Origin of the sequence: Acinetobacter sp. UBA6526 (assembly GCF_002434875.1) — a bacterium.
Taxonomy (GTDB): Bacteria; Pseudomonadota; Gammaproteobacteria; order Pseudomonadales; family Moraxellaceae; genus Acinetobacter; species Acinetobacter venetianus.
This window is the reverse complement of record NZ_DJLC01000202.1, coordinates 1-22,709: the sequence shown is the minus strand read 5'-3', so window position 1 is coordinate 22,709 and position 22,709 is coordinate 1. Positions and strand designations below refer to the sequence as shown.

26 protein-coding genes and 1 pseudogene are annotated in these 22,709 nt (G+C 38.1%); 16 read left to right on the top strand and 11 right to left on the bottom strand.

Translation table 11 applies throughout. The features are described 5' to 3' along the window. The 3 genes from B4237_RS13770 to B4237_RS13760 all read right to left on the bottom strand — a co-directional run. On the bottom strand, window positions 1-518 hold a 518-nt coding region (locus tag B4237_RS13770; RefSeq protein WP_286943575.1), incomplete at its 3' end, for an AAA family ATPase. 35 nt (window positions 519-553) lie between these two features. Next, window positions 554-940, bottom strand: a complete 387-nt coding sequence (locus B4237_RS13765; protein WP_007483283.1) for a hypothetical protein — start codon at window positions 938-940, stop codon at window positions 554-556. Next, the gene (locus B4237_RS13760; protein ID WP_004879455.1) at window positions 933-1,238 is read right to left on the bottom strand and encodes a YcgL domain-containing protein; all 306 of its coding nucleotides are present in this window, start codon (window positions 1,236-1,238) and stop codon (window positions 933-935) included. Before B4237_RS13760 ends, B4237_RS13765 begins: the two co-directional genes overlap by 8 nt. 196 nt (window positions 1,239-1,434) lie before the next feature. Between B4237_RS13760 and B4237_RS13755 the strand changes: the two genes are divergently transcribed. Further along, entirely contained in the window at window positions 1,435-2,172 is a 738-nt protein-coding gene (locus B4237_RS13755; protein ID WP_278595234.1) for a class I SAM-dependent methyltransferase, read from the top strand. Window positions 2,173-2,188: 16 nt separating this feature from the next. Here the strand turns inward: B4237_RS13755 and B4237_RS13750 are convergent, their stop codons facing one another. The 4 genes from B4237_RS13750 to B4237_RS13735 all read right to left on the bottom strand — a co-directional run bounded on the left by B4237_RS13750 (window position 2,189) and on the right by B4237_RS13735 (window position 5,841). After that, a complete protein-coding gene (locus B4237_RS13750; RefSeq protein WP_278595235.1) occupies window positions 2,189-3,331 on the bottom strand; it encodes a ribonuclease D in 1,143 nt (380 codons plus the stop codon). Between the two features lie 291 nt (window positions 3,332-3,622). After that, a complete protein-coding gene (gene recR, locus B4237_RS13745; protein WP_004879447.1) occupies window positions 3,623-4,219 on the bottom strand; it encodes a recombination mediator RecR in 597 nt (198 codons plus the stop codon). A 92-nt stretch (window positions 4,220-4,311) separates the two neighbouring features. Beyond that, the gene (locus tag B4237_RS13740) at window positions 4,312-4,641 is read right to left on the bottom strand and encodes a YbaB/EbfC family nucleoid-associated protein (RefSeq protein ID WP_004662103.1); all 330 of its coding nucleotides are present in this window, start codon (window positions 4,639-4,641) and stop codon (window positions 4,312-4,314) included. Window positions 4,642-4,653: 12 nt separating this feature from the next. Then, window positions 4,654-5,841 carry an O-succinylhomoserine sulfhydrylase gene (locus B4237_RS13735; RefSeq protein ID WP_286943573.1) on the bottom strand — a complete coding sequence of 396 codons (1,188 nt, stop codon included), beginning with the start codon at window positions 5,839-5,841 and terminating at the stop codon, window positions 4,654-4,656. Window positions 5,842-5,976: 135 nt separating this feature from the next. Between B4237_RS13735 and B4237_RS13730 the strand changes: the two genes are divergently transcribed. The 6 genes from B4237_RS13730 (at window position 5,977) to B4237_RS13705 (ending at window position 11,210) form a co-directional block, all read left to right on the top strand. Beyond that, a complete protein-coding gene (locus tag B4237_RS13730) occupies window positions 5,977-7,062 on the top strand; it encodes an alpha/beta fold hydrolase (protein WP_278595236.1) in 1,086 nt (361 codons plus the stop codon). Window positions 7,063-7,065: 3 nt separating this feature from the next. After that, window positions 7,066-7,938 carry an NAD(P)-dependent oxidoreductase gene (locus B4237_RS13725; RefSeq protein WP_004879441.1) on the top strand — a complete coding sequence of 291 codons (873 nt, stop codon included), beginning with the start codon at window positions 7,066-7,068 and terminating at the stop codon, window positions 7,936-7,938. A gap of 243 nt (window positions 7,939-8,181) precedes the next feature. Continuing rightward, window positions 8,182-8,889 carry a hypothetical protein gene (locus B4237_RS13720; RefSeq protein ID WP_278595237.1) on the top strand — a complete coding sequence of 236 codons (708 nt, stop codon included), beginning with the start codon at window positions 8,182-8,184 and terminating at the stop codon, window positions 8,887-8,889. Between the two features lie 225 nt (window positions 8,890-9,114). Continuing rightward, entirely contained in the window at window positions 9,115-9,384 is a 270-nt protein-coding gene (locus B4237_RS13715) for a YARHG domain-containing protein (RefSeq protein WP_004879438.1), read from the top strand. A 78-nt stretch (window positions 9,385-9,462) separates the two neighbouring features. After that, window positions 9,463-9,876: an HIT family protein gene (locus tag B4237_RS13710; protein ID WP_004879437.1), complete on the top strand. Its 414-nt coding sequence runs from the start codon at window positions 9,463-9,465 to the stop codon at window positions 9,874-9,876. Window positions 9,877-10,124: 248 nt separating this feature from the next. Next, entirely contained in the window at window positions 10,125-11,210 is a 1,086-nt protein-coding gene (locus B4237_RS13705) for a porin (protein WP_278595238.1), read from the top strand. A 95-nt stretch (window positions 11,211-11,305) separates the two neighbouring features. On the opposite strand, the gene B4237_RS13700 is transcribed toward B4237_RS13705, so the two are convergent. After that, window positions 11,306-11,911, bottom strand: coding sequence for a YidB family protein (locus tag B4237_RS13700; protein WP_019384419.1), 606 nt, complete (start codon window positions 11,909-11,911; stop codon window positions 11,306-11,308). A 147-nt stretch (window positions 11,912-12,058) separates the two neighbouring features. Next, entirely contained in the window at window positions 12,059-12,520 is a 462-nt protein-coding gene (locus B4237_RS13695) for a DUF6231 family protein (protein WP_061517475.1), read from the bottom strand. Between the two features lie 38 nt (window positions 12,521-12,558). On the opposite strand from B4237_RS13695, the gene B4237_RS13690 reads away from it, so the two are divergent. Further along, window positions 12,559-13,428: a DUF2797 domain-containing protein gene (locus B4237_RS13690; protein WP_004879431.1), complete on the top strand. Its 870-nt coding sequence runs from the start codon at window positions 12,559-12,561 to the stop codon at window positions 13,426-13,428. 34 nt (window positions 13,429-13,462) lie between these two features. Here the strand turns inward: B4237_RS13690 and lpxB are convergent, their stop codons facing one another. Beyond that, window positions 13,463-14,638: a lipid-A-disaccharide synthase gene (gene lpxB / locus B4237_RS13685; protein WP_286943570.1), complete on the bottom strand. Its 1,176-nt coding sequence runs from the start codon at window positions 14,636-14,638 to the stop codon at window positions 13,463-13,465. A 243-nt stretch (window positions 14,639-14,881) separates the two neighbouring features. On the opposite strand from lpxB, the gene B4237_RS13680 reads away from it, so the two are divergent. The 5 genes from B4237_RS13680 to B4237_RS13660 all read left to right on the top strand — a co-directional run bounded on the left by B4237_RS13680 (window position 14,882) and on the right by B4237_RS13660 (window position 19,241). Then, entirely contained in the window at window positions 14,882-15,175 is a 294-nt protein-coding gene (locus B4237_RS13680; RefSeq protein WP_278595239.1) for a hypothetical protein, read from the top strand. Window positions 15,176-15,177: 2 nt separating this feature from the next. Next, entirely contained in the window at window positions 15,178-16,734 is a 1,557-nt protein-coding gene (locus B4237_RS13675; protein ID WP_286943569.1) for a PepSY-associated TM helix domain-containing protein, read from the top strand. After that, entirely contained in the window at window positions 16,731-17,027 is a 297-nt protein-coding gene (locus tag B4237_RS13670) for a DUF1634 domain-containing protein (protein WP_278595241.1), read from the top strand. The genes B4237_RS13675 and B4237_RS13670 overlap by 4 nt, the downstream gene beginning before the upstream one ends. 115 nt (window positions 17,028-17,142) lie before the next feature. Beyond that, window positions 17,143-18,030, top strand: a complete 888-nt coding sequence (locus B4237_RS13665; RefSeq protein ID WP_004879426.1) for a sulfite exporter TauE/SafE family protein — start codon at window positions 17,143-17,145, stop codon at window positions 18,028-18,030. Between the two features lie 119 nt (window positions 18,031-18,149). Next, entirely contained in the window at window positions 18,150-19,241 is a 1,092-nt protein-coding gene (locus B4237_RS13660; RefSeq protein ID WP_061391827.1) for a 3-deoxy-7-phosphoheptulonate synthase, read from the top strand. Window positions 19,242-19,267: 26 nt separating this feature from the next. Here the strand turns inward: B4237_RS13660 and B4237_RS13655 are convergent, their stop codons facing one another. Next, window positions 19,268-19,567: a hypothetical protein gene (locus B4237_RS13655; protein ID WP_278595242.1), complete on the bottom strand. Its 300-nt coding sequence runs from the start codon at window positions 19,565-19,567 to the stop codon at window positions 19,268-19,270. 93 nt (window positions 19,568-19,660) lie between these two features. Here B4237_RS13655 and B4237_RS13650 point away from each other — a divergent pair, with 93 nt between their 5' ends. The 3 genes and pseudogenes from B4237_RS13650 to B4237_RS13640 all read left to right on the top strand — a co-directional run. Beyond that, on the top strand, window positions 19,661-20,161 hold the full coding sequence (locus tag B4237_RS13650) for a hypothetical protein (protein WP_278595243.1): 501 nt from the start codon (window positions 19,661-19,663) through the stop codon (window positions 20,159-20,161). 71 nt (window positions 20,162-20,232) lie between these two features. Beyond that, window positions 20,233-22,344, top strand: coding sequence for a TonB-dependent receptor (locus B4237_RS13645; RefSeq protein WP_278595244.1), 2,112 nt, complete (start codon window positions 20,233-20,235; stop codon window positions 22,342-22,344). A 3-nt stretch (window positions 22,345-22,347) separates the two neighbouring features. Beyond that, a pseudogene (locus B4237_RS13640) lies at window positions 22,348-22,709 on the top strand (hypothetical protein); the annotation flags it as partial.

Below are 22,709 nucleotides of genomic sequence, written 5' to 3'. Positions count from 1 at the left end.
AATGCATCTGGAAGTTCTTTTTCATTATTCGATGTGATGATCACAATTGGGCGCTGTGTCGCTGTAATTGTTTCACCTGTCTCGTAAACATAAAATGACATTTTGTCGAGTTCATGCAGTAAGTCATTTGGGAACTCAATATCAGCTTTGTCGATTTCATCAATCAACAATACGCAACGCTCTTCACTGGTAAATGCTTCCCACAATTTACCCGGTTTAATATAGTTTTTAATGTCGTAGACACGATCATCACCTAACTGACTATCACGTAAGCGTGAAACAGCATCGTACTCATATAACCCTTGCTGCGCCTTAGTCGTTGACTTGATATGCCAAGTAATGAGCTTTAAACCAAGACTTGTCGCAACTTGCTCAGCAAGCAAAGTTTTACCTGTGCCCGGCTCACCTTTGACCAAGAGCGGTTTCTGTAAAGCGCGCGCAGCCTTAACTGCGAGTTTTAGGCTATCGGTAGCAATATATTGATCTGTACCAGTGAAGTGTTGTGTATCAGCAGACATTTAAAAACCTTATTTTTCTATATTTAACTTTGTATCTAAACTGTACTTGCAGTTTTATTGATCGTGTATTTTGACCAACAGAAACCAATGAGCAATCCAACACCGATTACAAATAGAATCAATGATGCATTTGCCCAAATAAGTGACTGTTCTTTGGTTAACACGCCAAACAGCAAACCAAAAATCGCAGGAGCCAACTCTGAATTTGGACCTTCAGAAACCGTTGGGGTAACTAAAATCGCAAACACAATAATCCATAAAACCCCACCAATAGGATTTGGAAGACGTGTCATCAAACGATACCAGCACCACAATGCGATGAGTGTTCCTGTCACATAAACAATGATCGCAACGTTTTCTTCAGGAAACTGATCCAGTACCGAAAGAATATGCGACCATATTGCTGTTAATGTCTCAAGCACCACGCAGACCCTCTGGTTCTACCGCATTTGGATTAATCAACCCTTCAGGCGGCATTTGAATGAAAAAGCCTTTCGTTTGTAAAGAGTCCAAAACATGTAGGACATTTACACGAGCAAGCTTACGTTCTGTGTGGAGTTCCAAATGCATGACAAAAGTCGCTTTACCAAATGCGGTTAAGACAGTCTCAGGAATAATTTCAAATGGGTTTTCCTGTTCTTTGTCATCAGGATAGTTTGGACGAGCAATATACATATACATTTCATCTTTTTTGCTCGATCTATAAATATCGCAGTGCATGTTTACTCACATCTATTAACAATCAAAGACAGCATACATCAAAATAAAAATGGATACATTAAGGATTGTTAACGCTTTAGTCGCCTTTTTCTCCTCTATAGAGAAAACGTAGCCTATAAAGTGAAAACAAAAGCATACAACGCTCTTTTATGACAAATGTGATAATTATCAAGCGATTTTAATTTGAATCTCTGATATGCAGCAAAATAAATACGACGATCCAAACTTCTTCACTGAATATGCAAAAATGCCCCGTTCTGTAGACGGTTTAAAAGCGGCTGGCGAATGGAGCGCATTTCAAACACATATGCCTGATTTGAAAGATAAGCGTGTGCTTGATTTAGGCTGTGGTTACGGTTGGCATTGTCAATATGCAGCAGAACAAGGTGCGTTATCCGTGATTGGTATAGATCTCTCTGCAAAGATGCTAGAAAAAGCTAAACGAATCACTACATCAGATCGTGTCACCTACCAGCAGACAGCAATTGAAACATTCCAAGCAGATACAGCATCATTTGATACGATTATCAGCTCATTAGCACTTCATTATATTCAAGATATCGATGCGGTATTTCAAAAAGCTGCCGATCTATTGAAGCCGTTAGGAGAGTTTTACTACTCGGTTGAGCATCCTATATTTACAGCACGTGCTCAACAAGATTGGTTCTATGATGCAGAAAGCGCCGCTTTACATTGGCCAGTAGATCATTACTTCGAAGAAGGTCAGCGAAATACTCACTTCCTCGGTGCTGATGTCGTGAAATATCACAGAACTATTGAGACACATATTACAGGATTATTAAAAGCGGGATTTGAGATCACTGCACTCATTGAACCAACACCACCAAAAGAAATGGTTGAGCGAATGGGTTGGCAAGATGAACTAAGACGCCCAATGATGCTGATTATTAAAGCAAAAAAAAGAGCTAGTTAATTAGCTCTTTTTTATACTACCTAGAAACCTTCATTTGCATCGCTAGATAATCAATGTCTTGCTGAAGTAATTCGATCATTGGTTTGGTTAAAATATCGTATCGCCAACCCAGTAAATAAGGTGGTAGGTCTTGCTCATCTAAATGAAACACAACGTGTTCATAAATTGCATTCAACCACTTCTTGCGTAGCAATACTTCTTTAGGAATATATGTTTGAGCAACTATCTGCTCTATCAATGCATCAATTTTAGGAGCAATTTCTTTTGAATTGCTTTTCACTGGACGCGCTATTCTTAATGGCCACTCAGCTTCAGGGGGTAAAAACTTGAGTAGATCTAGAATCATTTTACCATGCTCACGCACAACATTCGGGCGAATATCTTTCACTTGAGCAAGTTGGAAGTTATTGCGAGGGTTCTTTTCAACCAAATCAATCATAGTTGAATTTCTAAGAATAAAACTACGTGGTTGATTTAATGCTTTGGTAATTTGTTCACGCCAGATACTCAGTTGTTGTAACTGCATTAACTCACGGCGAGAGTGACGGTAATTTCCAATATCTGTATACAGCTCAGGAAGTGGCGTTTCCATTGCGATATCTTTAGTTAAATTTTGGCAATCTTCCAACACATACTGATACAAACCTTTTGTTTGCAGATCATTTTTAACGGCATCAGCAAGTTTTACCAAATATAAAACATCATTCGCGGCATAACTCATTTGCTCTTGGCTCAATGGGCGAGCAAGCCAATCTGAACGCGTTTGATCTTTTTCAATATCTATATTTAAATATGTTTTAAGTGCATTCTGATAGCTTACCTGCAAACCATGCCCAAGAAATGCCATGGCAACTTGAGTATCAAATACATTTTTGAGCGGCTTTTGATCTGCATAATGATAAATCAAATCAATATCTTCGCCACATGCATGGAAAATATTTTGTTGAGCAGCAAATAATTTCTGCCAGAAATGCTCGAGGTCTAAAGATGTTCCATCTAACAATACAACCTGACCATTCAAATTAATCTGACATACCCCTAATTTTGGGTAAAGGGTATCAACCTTAATAAACTCGGTATCAAGTGCATATGTGGAACATTGTTCCATCTGAGTGAGGAGAACAGCTAAATCTTTTTGCTGCTGGATAAACTGAAACATATTTGCTCAAGTAAAAAATAAAAGAACTACTCGCAATAAAACTGTAGAATTGCAGTTATTGCTCAACACAAGATCAAATGCAAAAAAAATTTAATCAGTATTCCACATGCAAAACATAAAAGTACTCCTAAATCCATTTAACAAAAGCGAAAGTCCTTTTCGCTCGCCAATAGTGCCATATTTTAAAGTAAATATATCTACGATAATGTAAGACAAAATGTAAAATTTAATTATTTGTTTAAATTAACAGCATGAATTTAATGTAAATAAATAAAATATCCGATAAAAGTATTATTTCATACGCATGCGGTTATGAACAGCCTGACTCAAGGTATGGCTGTCCACATATTCCAATTCACCACCTTGTGGTACACCTTGTGCAATTCGAGTCATATGAATCGGTAAATGCTTAGTTGCTTCAACCAAATAATGTGCAGTCGCTTGACCTTCAACAGTCGCATTTGTTGCAAGAATGACTTCTTCAATCGTTCCTTCGCTTAGACGCTGAATTAAATATGGAATACCAATTTCTTCAGGACCAATACCATCTAAAGGTGATAAATGCCCACCTAACACATGATATTTTCCACGAAAACTACCACTTTGCTCGATTGCCATAACATCTGCTGGAGATTCAACCACACAAAGTAATTGTTCATCACGCTCAACAGAAGCACAGATATCACAAATCTCATTCTCAGTTAGAGAATGACAAATACGGCACTCATGGATATGACTCGATGCTTCATGCAAAGCATGTGACAAAGCAAAAGCACCTTCACGATTTTTCATCAGTAAATGCAAAGCCATACGCTGTGCTGATTTTGGGCCAACACTCGGTAAAATACGTAATGCTTGAACTAATTGTTCAAATCGTTCACTAAACACAATTAGATTACTCGGTAAATTCTCCCCGCAGTTGTAAATCCCTCTTGATTCAAGAGGGATTTAGGGGGATTTAAAAATTAAAAAATGATGAATTAGAATAAACCAGATAAACCCGGTGGTAAGCCCATACCAGAATTTGCACCTTGTAACTTCTCTTCAGAAATTGCTTCAGCTTGACGTGCAGCATCATTCATCGCCGCTGCAATTAAATCTTCAATCATGTCCGCTTCGTCTTGTAATAAGTCTGGGCTAATTTCAATACGCTTAACGACATTACGGCAAGTCATGGTGACTTTAACCAAACCACCGCCAGCTTCAGCATGAACTTCTGTATTCGCAAGCTCTTCTTTGGCTTTTTTAAGGTTTGATTCCATATCTTTTTGCATGCGCTGAGCTTGCTGCATGAGCATATTAATATTCATAAGTCTCTCTCGTTAAACTAAATCTAGACCGCGTGATAAGTCGCGAATAATATCATTAATATCTTCTAAACCAACAGACACACGAATCAATCCTTCTTCGATTCCTGCTGCCTGTTTAGCTTCTGCGGACATTCTACCATGCGAGGTTGTTGCTGGATGAGTAATCGTTGACTTCACATCACCCAAATTACTTGTAATTGACAAGAAGCGAGTATTATCAATCACTGTCCAAGCACCTTCACGCGCATTCTTTACCACGAAGGATACAACACCACCGAAACCTTTCTGCTGTTTTTTAGCAAGTTCATGTCCCGGATGGTTTGGTAAGCCAGCGTAATATACTTTCTCAACTTTTTCATGCTGAGCAAGCCATTCTGCAAGCTTTTGAGCACTTTCACAATGCGCTTTCATACGTAGGCTGAGAGTTTCTAAGCCTTTCAAGAAAATCCAAGCATTGAATGGGCTCATTGAATTACCCAAAGTACGGATAACGCCATTCACTTCTTCATTTAAATCATGTTTACCAACAACGGCACCACCTAAGGCACGACCTTGACCATCAATATATTTAGTCGCAGAGTACAATACCAAGTCAGCACCAAATTTAATCGGTTGCTGTAAAGCAGGCGTACAGAAACAGTTATCTACAGCAAATAAAGCGCCATGTGCGTGAGCAATATCCGCAATCGCTTGCATATCACCTACTTGAGCCAAAGGATTTGATGGTGTTTCAATAAAAAGAATGCGCGTATTTGGGCGGATCGCATTTTTCCAGCCATCAAGATCATCTAAATCAACGAAAGTGACTTCTACAGCAAACTTAGCAACGTATTTTTCAAATAAAGCGATGATTGAACCAAACACAGCACGAGAACAGATCACATGATCGCCAGCTTTTAAGTAAGCCATGCACATTGCATGCACAGCCGCCATACCAGAACTGGTTGCAACCGCACGTTCCGCCCCATCCAATACCGCTAGGCGCTTTTCAAAAGCCTGAACTGTAGGGTTGGTATAGCGAGAGTAAGTATTACCAGCAACTTGTCCAGAAAACTTAGCAGCAGCATCAGCAGCACTTTCACAAACAAAAGATGATGTTAAAAAAATTGGTTCACTATGCTCACCCTCAAAAGTACGGTCATGTCCCGTACGAATTGCAAGAGTATCTAGCTGATATTCTAAATCATCGCTTGGATTCATCGTTTTGTATGCCTTATGATCATCGTAGTCGAATATGCCAACATTTTGAGCGCCTAAGGTATTTAAGGTCAAGGCATAAGATATAATTATCGCTTAGACTTCGTGCAATCTTGACTCATGATGAGACTATTAAAGATGAAATCGCTTGTGGAACAGCAAAAAATAAATTTTAAACATCTCGCGATGCGTGTTTTTGAATCGGACAAACTCGTATTGTCACAATCAACACCATACCAAGTGATTGCTCAGTTTAAACAAACTCGTGTTCGTTTTTATGCTTCTGAGAATAAACGCTATAAAGAGCCTTTAGTTTTCGTAGCTCCGCTTGCAATCAATATGGATATCTACGACTTATATCCGTATCGTTCTCTAGTTAAACACTTCCAAGAAAGTGGTTATGACGTTTATCTTATTGATTGGGGCAAATTGACTTACAAGAATTATCAAATTAACTTTCTGTCTTTTATTGATAAATTTATTCCACGCTGTATAGAAGCCATTCAACAACATTCGAAATCACAAAAAATATCTCTACACGGCTGGAGTATGGCAGGCATCTTTGTGACTTTATATACGGCTCGTCATCAACCAAATGCTGTTAAAAACCTGATTGTTCTGGGCAGCCCGATTGATAGCTATGCGTCTGGCTATATTGGCAAACTATACAAAACGCTTGCCTACGTTACCTCTCGCAATCCAACTGTTAAAGATTATATTTATAATCGTTTGCCAAAGTTGATGATTCATTCCCCGGGTTTCTTAAACTCATTAGGATTTAAATTACTAGACCCTAAGGGATGGCTGGATGGCAACATTCAACTTTTAAAGAACTTAGATAATTTAAAATTAGTACAAGAAGACGCAACACTCAGTCATTTCTTAAACAATATGATTGATTATCCTGGGGGTATTAATCAAGACATGCTATTTAATGTCTGGATGCAGAACCCGTTGAAAAACGGCGCGATCACCTTAAAGAATAAAACCATTGTGCTAAAAAATATTGATTGTTCTTTATTTGTGGGTGCAGGTAAAGGTGATCAAATGGTTACAGCAAATGCTGCATTTCCATTAACTCAGTTGACAAGTAGCCGAGATGTCACGTTTACTCTTATACCTGGCGGACACTTAGGTTTAATGTCTAGTCAAAAAAGTTCAATCGAGTTCTGGCCAACACTGACTGACTGGTTAGCAGAACGATCAACTCCAATAAAAAGGTAAACTATGACTCAATCTGTTGCATTTATCGGTTTAGGCGCTATGGGCTATCGCATGGCAGCTCATTTACCAAAGTATTTCGAAAAGGTTTTTGTTTGGAATCGAAACTTTAGTAAAGCAGAACAACATGCAACAGAATATGGAACAACTGCTGTCGAACTTGCACGAGCAGTACAGGCTGACATCATTTTTTCATGCTTACCAACAAGTGATGATGTTGAAGCATTAATCGATACAGTGCAATTGAAAGCTGGTTCGATTTGGATTGACTGTACAAGCGGCGTACCTGACTCCGCTCGACGCTTGACAGAAAAGCTAAAATCTCAAGGTGTGGACTTCTTAGATGCGCCTGTGAGTGGTCAAACCATTGGTGCAGAGAATGCAACACTCACTGTCATGGTCGGTGGCGATGTACAAGCATTTGAACGTGCTTATCCGGCGATGGCGGCTGTTGGTAAACTCATTCAGCATGTTGGCGAGTCTGGTGCTGGATTTGCAGTTAAAGCGATCAATAATATGCTGCTTGCAGTTAACTTATGGTCTGTTGCAGAAGGCTTTAGCACATTAAAAGCACACGGCGTTAACCTTGATGCGGCATTGAATTGTATAAATGCGTCTAGTGGTAAAAGTATGGTCACGGAAACCATTTTTCCACAACGCGTACTCAGCCGTGAATTTCCAGTAACCTTTGCCCTACCATTATTGGCTAAAGATACAGGTATTGCTTTAGATTTGGTGCATGATGCTAAGCTTCCTGCCCCGATTCTTTCTCTAACACAAAGTTTAATTCAAGCTGCCAATCTAACTTCAGAGCCAAATAGTGACTTCTCTTCAGCTGTCAAAATGTATGAATCGTGGAGCAAAATTACGCTTAAATAAAGCTGCATGTGCTTTAGATTATTCTGATTTAGATAAACTTTTAATTAGCACAAGTGCAATACTCAAACAGAATATTGCACACGCTTTTAGTTCATATTCATTACGCTTAATACAAAATTTTAAAACACATTTTATTGATCTTCATTTTCCTACTTACTCAAACTTTCCGATAATCAACCTTATTGAATATCTAATAAGCTAGTAGAATTAATTACAATGAAAACAATTAGCTAGATCAATATTATGAAGAAAGTAAATCTTTTGCTTCTTTTCACTCTAATTTTAATGCCTTTTGCATTTCAAAATTTGTATGCAAAGCAATATGTATTTATTGGATATGATAGTTTTTGTGGCTTACCAATCTTTACGGGGCAAAACCCACAAATTGCCACAGCTGAAAAAGACAGCTATGGCCGACCAATTATTCACATTGATCCTACAGCATTAGCTAATCTAACAAGTTCTCGAATTTTTACACTTGCACATGAATGCGCACATCATAAGTTAGGACATACCTCAAGATTAGGAGAAATGGAGCGCTATCATGGAGGAACACGCAAACAAGAACTAGAGGCTGACTGCTGGGCAGCAAAACAATTAAGCAGATATGGACAATTTACCGACCTACAATTCCAAACTTTAAAAAATTTAGCTGACGGTCATTTTATAGCAAATGGTTATCCTTCTGGAGTTGAGCGAGCACAAAACATATATTCATGTGCTACAGGAACAATTGTAAGACATGATGCCTCACCGCGTTGCTCCAAAAAATTAGTACCTAAAACCGTTGTCGTTACTACCTACCAGATAATCCCCACTCAAGTACCTTGTTCACATGTGAGAATGGGACCTTACGGCCCTTTTGCTATACATCAATTTGATCTTATTCCAAGAAAAGTACCTGTTCAAACACCTACAACGAGGATGGTAGAAGTGACTCACTGCGAATAAATCAATATACCGTAATATCAGGAGATATCACTTAAGATATTAAAAACACTACGTTTCTAATTTAATTCAAGAGGAAATTCCGTACTAAAATTACATACTGACTATAGAGTTTCATTGAAATTTCATTAAGAAACCTTATATTGGTATATACGTAGCGACCAAGCGCCATATGAAAATACTGTCATAAAGCTTTGGTTTATACCTTTTTGATTAGAGGAACACCTCATGAATAAGTTTACGGTTGCAGTTTGTGCTGGATTAATTACCCTCACAGGATTTAATCTTCAAGCAGCTACACCAGAACAAGAATGTAAAAAGTTGCAAGATGATTACAACTTAATCTACGCTTCTAAAGGATTCTGTTTCAAAGACGCAGACGCTAAAGCTAAATATGGCAATGAAAACTGCCATACAACAAAGCCAAAATTTTCTGACAAAGAACAACAGCGTCTTGATCAAATTAAAGAACGTCAGAAAGAACTTAACTGCAAATAATCTTTTCTCTTAGCTTTTCATTTAATTAATCTCTAAATGAAAAGCTAAATTGTTTTATACCCTATTAAAGGACTAATCATGGCCTACGATGATCAAAATATTTTCGCAAGAATCCTTCGTGGTGAATTACCTGCAATCAAAATTTATGAAGATGATCAGGTGCTTGCATTTATGGATATCATGCCACAAGCAGATGGTCATGCTTTAGTTATTCCAAAAACTCCTGCGATTAGCTTACTGGACTTACCTGCCGATGCAGCAGCCTATACCATTCAGATCGTTCAAAAGATTGCGAAAGCGATTGAGACAGGTCTTGATGCAAAAGGTATTGTTCTTATGCAACTCTCTGGAACAGCAGCAGGTCAAACAGTTCCACATGTACATTTCCATCTGATTCCAAGTTCAGTACATGAATTGGGCCGACATGCGGCACAAATGGGTGATCAAGAAAAGATTAAAGTGTTAGCAGAAAAGATTAAAGCAGCACTGTAATATTTCACTGATATAATGCGAGGTTCTTACCTCGCTTTTTATTTAATGGTAAATAAATCAATAATTAATCAAATTATTACCAAATATAAATCGTAATAAAACTGTCATTTTTCCTTCACTTCGTTGTAACAAAGTTTGCCGATACTGCATACAAGTCAGTGAGCTGTGTAACTTTTTGTACATAAGCAAGCTTATAACAGTAACTAAGGCATATGCCATTTACAAAAAAGTGTTTTGGAGAAATCTCAATGAAAAAATTGCTTCTTGCTGCTACTGTAGCAACTTTAGCCATGAATGCAGCGCAAGCAGCACCAACATTGTATGGTAAGCTCAGTGTGACTTTGGACAATATTGACAACAACGGCTTTAAAGATGAAAGCGTAACAAAAGTAAATTCAAATAATTCACGTATTGGTGTTAAGGGCGAAGAAAAATTAACTGACAAATTATCAGCTGTTTACTTAGCTGAATGGCAAGTAAATACTGATGGTGACGGTACTGATCTTGGTATGCGTAACCGTTACATCGGTATTAAATCTGATGGTATTGCAACATTAAAAGTTGGTCGTTTTGATTCATACTTCAAAACTGCTGCAGGTAACAATCAAGATATCTTCAACGATCACAACGAACTTGATATGACAGCTGTTCTAGTTGGTGAAGATCGTTTAAACAACGTTATTGGTTTTGAGACTGATAAAAAACTATTAGGTGGCTTAGCTTTCAACATCATGTTCCAACAAGGTGAAGAATCTTCTGCTGCTGATAGCGCATCTAAAGGTAAAGAAGGCAGCCGTGATGGTTTCGGTGACGGTGTTTCAACCTCTCTTACATACGAAAATAAAGACTTCGGTTTAGCTGCTGCAGTCGCTGGAAACTTTGGTGTAGCTTCTAAATACAATGCTTACAGCCTATCTGGTATCTATACTGATGCAGTACGTGTAACAGGTTCTTTGGACTTAACTCCAGCTGGTGTTGATGGTTTAGTATTCGGTGCTTTATGGCAAACAGCTCAACCAACTGACGATACAGTATCAACTACAGATGGTACGACTGTAACTTCTTATAAAGGTTTACAAGAAGATGCTTACGGCGTAACTGCTGCTTATAAGATCCCATCTACACCAATCAAGTTAAAAGCTGAATATATCTCTGCTACAACTGAATCAAATGGTCGTGATGATCGTAAACAAGATATGTATGGTGTTGGTGCTGACTACCAAATCAACAAACAAGCACGTTTCTACGGCGTTGTTGGTCAACAAAAACGTGATTGGTTAGTTAAAAACGATACTAAAACTGTTATCGGTTTAGGTATGGAATATAACTTCTAATTTGAAGTTATAGGCTAAAACCAAAAAATAAAAGGGCAAATGCCCTTTTATTTTCATTTCTATTTTTAAAAACAACTAAATCCAGAAGTTATAAATTATTTTAAGAAGCCACTCACCATATTCAAAACATTTTGAATATCATTATTTGCTTCTTGTTGGCTGGTATTACTACCTTGAGGCGTCAAAGAATCAATGACTTGTGGAAGAACTGAAGCAATTGCACCATAAATTGCTTGCTTAGGGGCTTGTGCTTGTTGAGCAACTTGCTCAACATCTTGATCGTCAAATAGGCTTTGAATATTTTGTGTTGGAACATCCTGTGCATTCTGTTGCTGTGGATCTACCCAACTTTGCACTTGATTGGCTAAGCCTGCATTTTTCAGTTTATCTAGCGCACCTTGCAGACCACCTTGCTTTTGAATCCAAGCAAGAACCAAAGGTAAAACAGCAATTAATAATGTTTGAGCCGTATTTCCACTTGTTGCATTAGTTTGTGTAGAAGAACTTCCACCACCTAATTGCCCCAACACAGAGCCAAGTATCCCGCCTAATCCACCTTGTTGATTTTGAGTATTTTGCTGACCACCCATTTGACCGAGTACAGAACCTAAAATTCCACCTAAACCACCACCCTGATTAGATTGCTGACCGCCTAAAGCTTGCTTTGCTAAAATTTCAACAATATTTGTTAAATCTGTCATGACCCATATGTTCCTATTGGAATTATTTATCCAAAAAGAATACGCTGCTTTATACGGGCATAACAAAGTTAAATTGTTAAATTTTGCAAGAACTTGCAACGCGCTGATGCAACTTTTCCCTTGATGAGTTTAAAAGCGTTTAATCACCTACCAGCGGAATTTATCCCAGTTTTCAGGGTTTGCCCAAAACTTAGAGTTAAACCAGTCAGGTACATGCTTATAGGTCAGAATATTGAATTGCCACAGTGCAAAATCACTGTCATGTGCAGTTTTATCAATTAACTGCGTAAACCCAAGTGAACGAAGTAGCTTTTCATCGCTTAATTTACTGACAACAACAATTCGCTTTGCCATCAAATCACGCAATTTCACCAGTAACTGTGCTTTTTGTACCTCATTGATAGTTTGCATTTCATCTGTATCAAATAATACAAAACCTAAATCATAACGCTGCGTAAATGGCAGACTTAAAAAGTCAGTTACGTTAAAATGATGCCATTGAATTGAAGCATTCTGGTCGATCTGCTGACCTATACAAAGTGCAGTATGAATGGGCTGTTCTTGAGATAAATCGTCTAGCATAGAAGTGATGACATTCTGTTCAGCCATAACTGCAACCCTTGATTGAAAAAGATGAGAGTTTATTAATGGAACTACAAGGCATTTGTCATAAAATGCATGCAGCGCTCAAAACGCATAGTGTAACTGATCAATCAACAAGCAAGGCAAATGTTGAATATAAATTTATATTAGATCGCTCAGAAACTGACCTACCTTTTGTGTTAGGTCAAGAAATTGAGATCGAATGGACAGGTAATATTTATTGTACCTCTTGTGGTGCAAAGACACCGAAGTCCTATTCACAAGGACATTGTTTTAAATGCTTTAAGACAAAGGCTGAATGTGACCTATGTATCATGAAGCCTGAAACTTGCCATTATCACTTAGGAACTTGCCGCGAAGATCAGTTCGCACATGATGTGTGTTTCCAGCCTCATATTGTTTATTTAGCCAATTCAAGCGCTTTAAAAATCGGTATTACCCGTATCGTAAATATGCCAACTCGTTGGTTAGATCAAGGCGCTACGCAAGCATTACCGATCTTAAAAGTTGGCTCACGTCGTTTATCTGGTCATTTAGAAACTATGTTTGGTACGCAAATTGCCGATAAAACAGATTGGCGTAAATTACTTAAAGGCGAAGCTGAACCCTTAAACCTCGTTGAACAACGTGATCAAATTATTGAAGAGTTTGCTCCAAAAATTCAAAGTATTCGAGATGAATTTAGTCAGAACCTTGAGTTCAACGAAGGTCTTGAGTTTCTCGAAAATGAAACTCCGCGAGAGTTCATTTATCCAGTAGAACAATATCCTGAAAAGATTAAATCCCTCAACTTGGATAAAACGCCTAAAATCCGAGGTGTTCTGCAAGGGATTAAAGGTCAATACTTATTACTGGATATAGGTGTCATCAATATCCGTAAATACACAGGTTATGAACTAATCCTGCGTGCTTAAACAAAAAAGGTGGCTCAAGTGCCACCTTTTTCTATTACGATGATAAACAATTCAAAATGGCATGTACTGGATCTTCAGTATTCCCTGAGATCAGTTGTTTATGCATACTCAAATGCTGCATCATTTGAATATGTGCTGTTTCATGATCCATCAACTTTTCTATTTCTGTCGCCAAATGTTGTGGCGTAGCATCCGCTTGGATCAACTCCTCGATGACTTTTTTACCCGCAATGATATTCGGTAAAGAGTAGTACGGAATCTTCACTAAGAACTTCGCAATAATATAAGTTAACCAGTTCAGTTTATAGAATGTCACCATCGGACGATGCAGCAACATTGCCTCCAAAGTCGCCGTACCAGAGGCAAGCGCCACAATATCACTTGCATTCATGACCATACGACCCACTTTTGACTCTGAATCGGTATTTTCTAATACATGAATTTTGTCTTTTACCGTGATGTCTAAGCTTTGAATACCCTGCTCAATTTGCTCTTTTCTTGCATCATTAATCGCAGGAATCAGAAACTCAAGATCAGGATATTTTCGATGTAAGATTTCAGCAGTACCGGCCAATAAGGGCAATAATCGCTCGATCTCACCTCTACGACTGCCTGGTAATAATGCAACATGTGTTTTATGAACAGGCAATCCTAATTGTTGTTTAGCCTCAATATTTGGATTCTTGAGTGGTAATTGTTTTGCTAATGGATGACCAACAAATGCCGCTGGCACGCCATGATTTTCATAAAATGTTTTTTCAAATGGGAATAAACATAATACGAGGTCAATCGTCTTCTTAATGCCATGAACACGGCCTTGTCGCCAAGCCCAAACTGAAGGGCTCACATATTGCACTGTTTTAATTGGCAAATTCTTTTCTTTGATGGTCTTAGACAGACGTAAGTTAAAATCAGGCGCATCAATACCAATAAAAATATCAACTGGATGTTCAGTCCATCGTTCGACCAGCCCATCTCTCACCGCAAAGCTGGGTTTTAAATCTTTGAGAACTTCTACTATTCCCATAACCGATAGAATTTCCATCGGATAATAGCTATGAAAGCCTTCTGCAATCATTTGAGGGCCACCAATTCCCTCAAACTCGGCCTCGATCCCTTGCTCGCGAAAACTTCGCATGAGTTTAACACCTAGAGTATCCCCAGAAACTTCACCCACGACGATTCCAATTTTTAGTTTTTGCTTTACCAAGACCAACGCCCCATTTAGATACTGAGTAATTCTAACAAAATGATTTTACATCGAATCATAGCACAGGAATCAATTTGTTCTTGATTGGTGAAAATGCTCCACTATCTAATTTAACTTTCAAAATTAAAAATAATATCTATATTTACGATAGCTGAGTAATTGCTTGAGTTTTATTTAGATATTAATATTAACAAGAATCATTTTCATATGTGATTTATTTCTATTATTCCCCTAAGACATGTTATGGCTAAATCAACCTCAATTAGCATCATCTATCGAATCAGTGTGTTTTACCGTTTCGCTTTTACATTTGTGCTTGGTTATCTTTGCACGATGTATTTATGTTCAAGCCTAACTACTCTATTCGCAAAAATTTTAGCTAAAGCAGAGGCGATTTATCTTGCTGCATTCCTGTCTATTCTGTTCTATGTAGCATTCATCATTATTAGCTTCTGTATCAACTCCTTATGGAAAAGCACATTGATCAGTTTGATACTCGTAAGCTGCTTATTTGGTCTATCAGTAGGTGTAAATTAACCATGCAAAACAAAGGCATTCGACAGTCTATGGCTTGGTTACACACATGGACAGGTTTAATTTTTGGATGGCTGTTATTTGCCATTTTTTTGATGGGAACAAGCGCTTACTATCGTCATCACATCAACCTTTGGATGCAACCTCAGCTCGCACAATATCGAATAAATCAGGATGTCGCGGTTAAAACGGCGGTTGAATATCTAAATAAAAATGCAGCAGATGCTAAATCTTGGTATGTCAGTCTTGCCAATCAAGAAAATCCAGTGAATAAAATGTACTGGGAAAAAGCAACTGGAGGGTACGAAAGCAAAACATTAAATGCCAACACAGGTAAAGAATTAAAGTTATCAAATACTCAAGGTGGTGATTTCTTCTATAATTTTCATTTTCAGCTTTATGGTATGCCCGTATTAATTGGGCGTTTAATTACCAGTCTTACTGCATTTATTATGTTAATTGCACTTATTTCAGGAATCATAACGCACAAAAAAATTATCACCGATTTCTTTACATTACGAACTTTCAAATCACAGCGCTCATGGCTCGACTTTCATAATGTCTCATCTGTACTAGCACTGCCCTTTTTCCTGACGATCACTTTCACTGGGTTAGCGATTTTCTTTTATCTCTACTTACCATTCGGAATGAAAAAATTATATCCAGATAATCCTTTTCAATATTTCACTGAAATTAGAACAATCAGTGTGAATAATAATCATAATGCTGATCCAATCAAAACTGAAATGCTGCCAATTCAAACGCTCCTGGAAAAGGTAAAACAACAATTGGGCGATCAAGCACTTGCAACAATAGAAGTGAAAAATCCAAATACGGATCAAGCGACGATCAGTTTTAAACAATTAGAGGATCGCTCAATCACCTTAAATCAACCCCAAATTACTTTTGATGCGACAGGTAATATCTTAGGAAATACTAAAAATAACAGTGCTGTAGCGACTTTAAATGCGGGTGTATATGGTTTGCATATGGCAACTTTTGCTCAGCCTTTACTGCGTCTAGCTTTCTTCTGCTCAGGGATTTTAGGATGTTTGATGATTGCATCTGGCTTATTACTTTGGAGCTTAAAACGTCAAATCCAAAATAAATCTAATCAATTCAACTTAGGGCATTATTTGGTTGATCGTTTAAATATCGCGACGTTTATAGGCCTGCCAATTGCCATGCTCACTTATATGTTTACTAATCGGTTTGTACAAATCACTGAAACTACACCAAATTATGAGATATACAGTTTCTTTGTTGTATGGACGCTAAGTTTAATCATTGCGCTTTTCACCAAGAAACAATATTTATGGCAATCTCAAGTTGCTATTTTAGGCATAGTCGCGATTGCCTTACCAATTTATGATTTAATTTATCTGCTCAATCATCAACTTGTTACTAATTTTCAAAGTTATTGGGCTTTTTTAAGAGTAGATTTATTCTTTATTTTATCTGCTGGATTTGCTTTATTTGTTTATAGAAATATCCATCCGATCCAACATAAATCAGCACAAAAAATCAAAACGAAATTGGCACAGACTGAGGCAAGAGCATGATCGTACTCAGCTTTTTACTTATCTTATTCGGTATGTTTGTGCTTTATAAATGTAGTGCAAAACAGATTAGCCAAGCATCTCTCAAACAACAACAGAGATTAATTCGTTTTAAAAAGCAGTTTAGAGGATGTGCATTTATCTGTTTCTTAGTTGCTGGTAGCTTGCTTGCGCTTACGTATGGCCGTTCTATTGGATTTGTTAGTTGGTGGATTCTAGCGACACCTGTTACTTTTCTTATGGTTCTTCGCATAAATAAGGTGATGTCAAAACCGCAGAAGAAACTGAAGAATTAATGTGTTTAGAATTTCTTTAGCTTTTTTTTGCATAAGTAAATCACTATTCATCACAACGAGTTATCTAAAAAAGGCATAAGATATGCTGGTTTTTGCATAATTAGGCATATTGTCGATGTTTGGTCCTATTGAATTTATTATGGCTGGTGTCCTCGTTGGCTTCTGTGTAGGTATTACAGGTGTTGGCGGTGGTTCATTAATGACTCCCATTTTAATTAGCCTTTTTAAGATTGAACCACACATCGCTATCGGTACAGATTTACTTTATGCATCTATCTCTAAATTCTGTGGATCGGTGGTACATGCCAAAAAGCTCAATATTGTTTGGCCAATTGTTCTTTGGCTAGCTTTAGGTAGTATCCCAGCTTCATTTGCAACGTCTTGGGTTCTTGAACACTATCTAAGTCAATCAACTCACTATAAAGCAGTCTTAACTACAGTATTGGGCTTTATGCTGACTTTGACTGGTATTTCCATTGTCTTCCGCACTCAGATTGAAAAGTTTTTTGACCGTTTCCGTAATCGTGAACAAGCGAATATGGAAAGTGAACAACATGCGTTACAACATAAACGCTTGTATATTCTGATCATGGGCATCGTGCTCGGCATCTTTGTAACACTATCGTCTGTTGGGGCTGGCGCTTTCGGTATCATGGCATTAGTGATCATGTTTCCAAATCTACCAATGATTCGTATCATTGGTTCTGATGTAGTACATGCGGTTTTATTGACAGCTGTTGCTGGTTTAAGTCATATGTCATCAGGTAATGTGGACTTTACATTATTGATGTGGCTACTGGTTGGTTCCATACCTGCGATTGTCGTTGGTACACTCATCAGCTCTCGTATGCCAGAACGCTTGATCCGTAAGATTCTTGGTATTACCCTATTTGCCTTAGGTGTTAACTTTATGGTGAACCCGATTAAAGCAAAACCAAAGCCAGTTGAAACTCATCAGGCTGTTGTAATTCAACAAACAAGCCATTCAACAACAACGGTTTAAGCCAATAAATGTCGATTGTTTCTGCACAAATTATGCGATTCGCTAGTTAATCAGTCGACATTTCGTGCTATATTCGTAGACAAAATAACCTCTTCTTTTAGATTAAATTTGTGACAGCAATGAATACTCTACAGTCAAATCCAGTTTCTCAGCCAGATATCGACGACGTTAATATTAAAAGCATTCAGACTTTGATTACTCCAGCGGAATTGAAAGCTGATCTTCCTTTATCTGAAGCTGCTTCTCAAACTGTATTACAAGGACGTGCAACTGTACGTAATATTTTAGACGGCAATGACAAGCGTCTTTTCGTCGTGATTGGCCCTTGTTCAATCCATGATCCTAAAGCTGCGCATGAATATGCTGATCGTTTGAAAGAATTGAGCGAAAAAGTTAAAGATACGCTTTACCTTGTAATGCGTGTTTATTTTGAGAAACCACGTACCACCGTCGGCTGGAAAGGTTTAATCAATGACCCTGACATGAATGACTCTTTCAATATTGAAAAAGGCTTACATATCGGTCGTGGATTATTGATTGATTTAAATGAAAAAGGTTTGCCATGTGCAACTGAAGCACTTGATCCAAACTCACCACAATACTATCAAGACTTGATTTCATGGTCTGCGATTGGTGCGCGTACTACAGAAAGCCAAACTCACCGTGAAATGTCGTCAGGTCTATCATCTCCTGTTGGTTTCAAAAATGGTACAGATGGTGGCTTAACAGTTGCAACCAATGCAATGCAATCTGTTAAACATGGTCATAGCTTTTTGGGCCTAAATGAAAATGGTCAAGTTGCAATTATTAATACTAAAGGCAACCCTTACGCTCACGTCGTATTACGTGGTGGTAATGGTAAGCCAAACTATGATGCAACTTCTGTTGCCGATGCTGAAGCAGCTTTGGCAAAAGCTAAAGTTAGCAACAAGATCATGATTGATACTAGCCATGCCAACTCAAACAAAGATCCGTACTTACAACCTTTAGTTTTGAAAAACATCACTGAACAAATTCTTGATGGTAACAAATCAATCGTTGGGATCATGGTTGAGAGTCACCTTAAAGGTGGTCGTCAGGATATTCCTGAAAACCTATGTGATCTAGAATACGGTAAGTCAGTAACTGATGGCTGTATTGATTGGGATACGACAGAAAAAGCATTACTCGAAATGCATGAAGCATTAAAAAATATTTTGCCAAATCGTTAATCTTTAAATAGATGTAAAGCAGGCTCTCATGAGCCTGTTTTTACTTTTAAATTTTCTATTAGTTGAGGATGGCTTACTAAATCTTGAATGACATTCTCAATGTTTCTCTTATTTACGTTTGGAATGACTATTAAATTTTCTTGTAAAAAATATTGGCTCGAATTTAAATCATCATTTATTGTTTGCATTAAACGAACAGGGTCATAGAAACTTAATTCATAATTTTCATTTTTATACGTGAATACTAAAATGATCCACCCTTTAGATTCTATTATCCATTCTTCATCATCGAAAAAATCTGGAAAATTTATACGGTAATCTTGCATATATCTATATTCCTTAAATATGGGATTTGTTTTGAACTGTAATATTTTTTTAATTATACTGCTGCCACATTTCTACTACGACGCTTTGCTGATATGCAATCCAGTTTCCGTCAACACTTGCTAAAGTGGCGTGCCTCCCTAGGCGCGGTAACTTTGCTTTGTTTACTCTGGCATATCTTCTTGCCCACAATGGTGCATATAGGTGTCGTACCTGCGCTCTATGCAATGCCAAGCCATTGCCAAGTCACAGATATACAAAATAGCTTGATGGCTTCCAAAACACATTCAATTCATCATCACACGATGCATCATATGCAACACGAACAGCATATGCAGCATGCTGAGCATTCACATCTTAGTGAACATGCACAGGCTGTTTTTGCGCTTGCAAGTCAAATCATGAAACATTGTCCTTTATGTTCTCATGGTTTAGATGCTGCTGTGATCATACCGTTACTTGCTTTTGTACTTATCTTTCTTTTGGCGTGGTTTAGCCGTGTACGCTGCCTTTGCTATACATGGACGGAAGATTTACATATACCCCGTATCTTCTACACACTTCCCTTAAAACAAGCCCCACCACTTACTTTATAAACCGCATTTTTACATCGTGCCCAGTAAACCACTGTGGTACAGACCTGTTTATTGCTTTTATAGAGTTCAACATGACTACTCAATTCCGTTTGTCAGTATTAACCGCTGCTTGCCTTTCTGCGAGCTATAGCTCAGTCATTTTTGCTGAAGCTACACCTTCTGAACAACCGCAAACATTAGCCACAATTGTGATCACAGCAAACCGCGAAGGTGAATCACTCAACAATACACCTGCTGCAATCAGTAAAATTAACGCTCAAGATATCGAAGATAAACATGCAACATTCATTGGACAAGTGCTCAACCAAGCGCCTGGTGTCCGTATGAATGATCTGGGTAATGAACAACACATGATGTCCATTCGCCAACCGATTACTACTGCTGCGGTTTATCAATATTTAGAAGATGGCTTATCTATACGTCCTGTGGGCGTGTTTAACCACAATGCGTTATACGAAGTCAATTTGGCTGGGATCGATAATATAGAAATCCTACGTGGCCCAGCGAGTAGCTTATACGGTAGCAATGCGATTGGTGGAACGATTAACTTTTTAACTAAAGCACCAAGTTTAACGCCCACAGCAAATATAGGTTTAAGTGCCAGTTCTGAGGGATACCGCCGTTTAGATGCAGGTGCATCCAATACCTTTGATAGCGCATATGGTGAGCATGGCTTAAGGATTTCCGCATACGCGAGTGATCGTGGTAATAGCTGGCAAGATCACGCCGAAAGTAATAAACAAAGTGTGACTTTAAGGCATGATTGGCATATTTCAGATGCAACACAACTGAAAAATATTGTCAGTTATAACCATCTCAAAGCGGATATGACAGGTAGTTTAAATACAGATGACTATAACAAACGTCCGGGTTATAGCTATCAAACATTTACCTATCGTGAAGTTGATGCAACTCGTATTTCCTCGCAACTCAGCCATAGCTGGAGTGACCAACAACAAAGCCAAGCGACCTTGTATTATCGTGATAATACGACTGATCAAAACCCTAGCTATAGCATCCGCACAGATATCAAAAATGGTAAGCCAACTGGCACTTATAGCGGTCAAACAACTTATAATGCATTTCAATCTTATGGTTTGAATTTACAGCACTCGATGAACTTCGACCAAGTAAAGTTGATCGTTGGTGCGATGGCTGATCACTCACCGAATCAAGCCAAAACCAGCGATATAGAAGTGTTCCGTGATCCAAACACCTTAGTTTACACAGGTTATAAACAACGCCAATTACTTCGCGATTTTAATGTCGATGTCAACAACCAAGCTCTTTACAGTCAGATAAATTGGCAGGCAGTAGAAAATCTAAAATTAGTTGCTGGCGCACGTTATGACTGGATCAGTTATGACTATGATAATAAATTAACACCCTCTAAAGTCACTGGTGCGCCTGATGAAAAACGTAACTTTCACAAAGCCAGTCCTCAATTAGGTTTTGTGTGGAATATAACCCCTGATATGGACCTTTATAGCAACTGGTCACAGGGCTTTGTTCCTCCAGAAGTGAGTAGCTTATATGGTGCAAACCTCGTTACACCTGATCTAAAAGAGGCAACATTTAACAATATTGATGCGGGTTTGCGCTTTAAGCTTTTTGATGATCGTCTTGATGGAGAAATCACTTTATATCGCTTAAATGGCAAAGATGAAGTCATTAGCTATACCAAACCTGATAATACACGCGAACCACGTAATGCGGGTAAAACGCTGCACCAAGGTGTTGAAATTGGTGGGACATGGAAAATTAGCGACTTGTATGATCAACGCCTGAAACTTTCTGGTAGTTGGTCAAAACATGAATACAAAGAGTTTCAGCCATCTAGTGTTTTAGATTACAGCGGCAATACCATGCCAAGCGCACCAAAAACATTTGGTACAGTTGAATATCAAATCAAACCTACGCCTGAACTATTACTTTCGGCCGAAGGTGTTTATGTCGGTTCATACTGGATTAACGATGCTAATACCGAAAAATATGATGGACACACCATTCTAAATTTACGTGCGAATTACCGTAAAGCTGCATATGAAGTTTATGGACAAATTCTAAATGCAACGGATGTTCATTATGCGGAAAGCACTTCGTTTAGTAATAACCAAGTCAACTATACCCCAGCTGCGCCTCGAACGTACTTAGTCGGTTTAAGCTATCATTTCGGGAAATAAAATATGAATGCCAAGCAACTTAAGAAGCTATTGTCTCTGCACCGTAGTTTTGGAACAGTTCTCGGCATTTTAGTTTTATTGTGGGCTTTAACTGGTGTGTTGCATCCTATTATGAGTGCAACACAACCTCAGCCTGTAAAACGAATGCCACCATCTCAGCAACTTGATTTACATACTGCAATACCTGCAAATCAAGTATTACAGCTGCAAAACATTCAACAGTTTTCAGCATTACAAACCATACAACTGACACCTGAGCAAGTTGCCTATCGTATATTGAAACCAAAGCAGAATATTGCTGAATACTACGATAGCCGAACTGGTCAAATCATTAAAAATGCAGAACAATTTAATGTAATTCGATT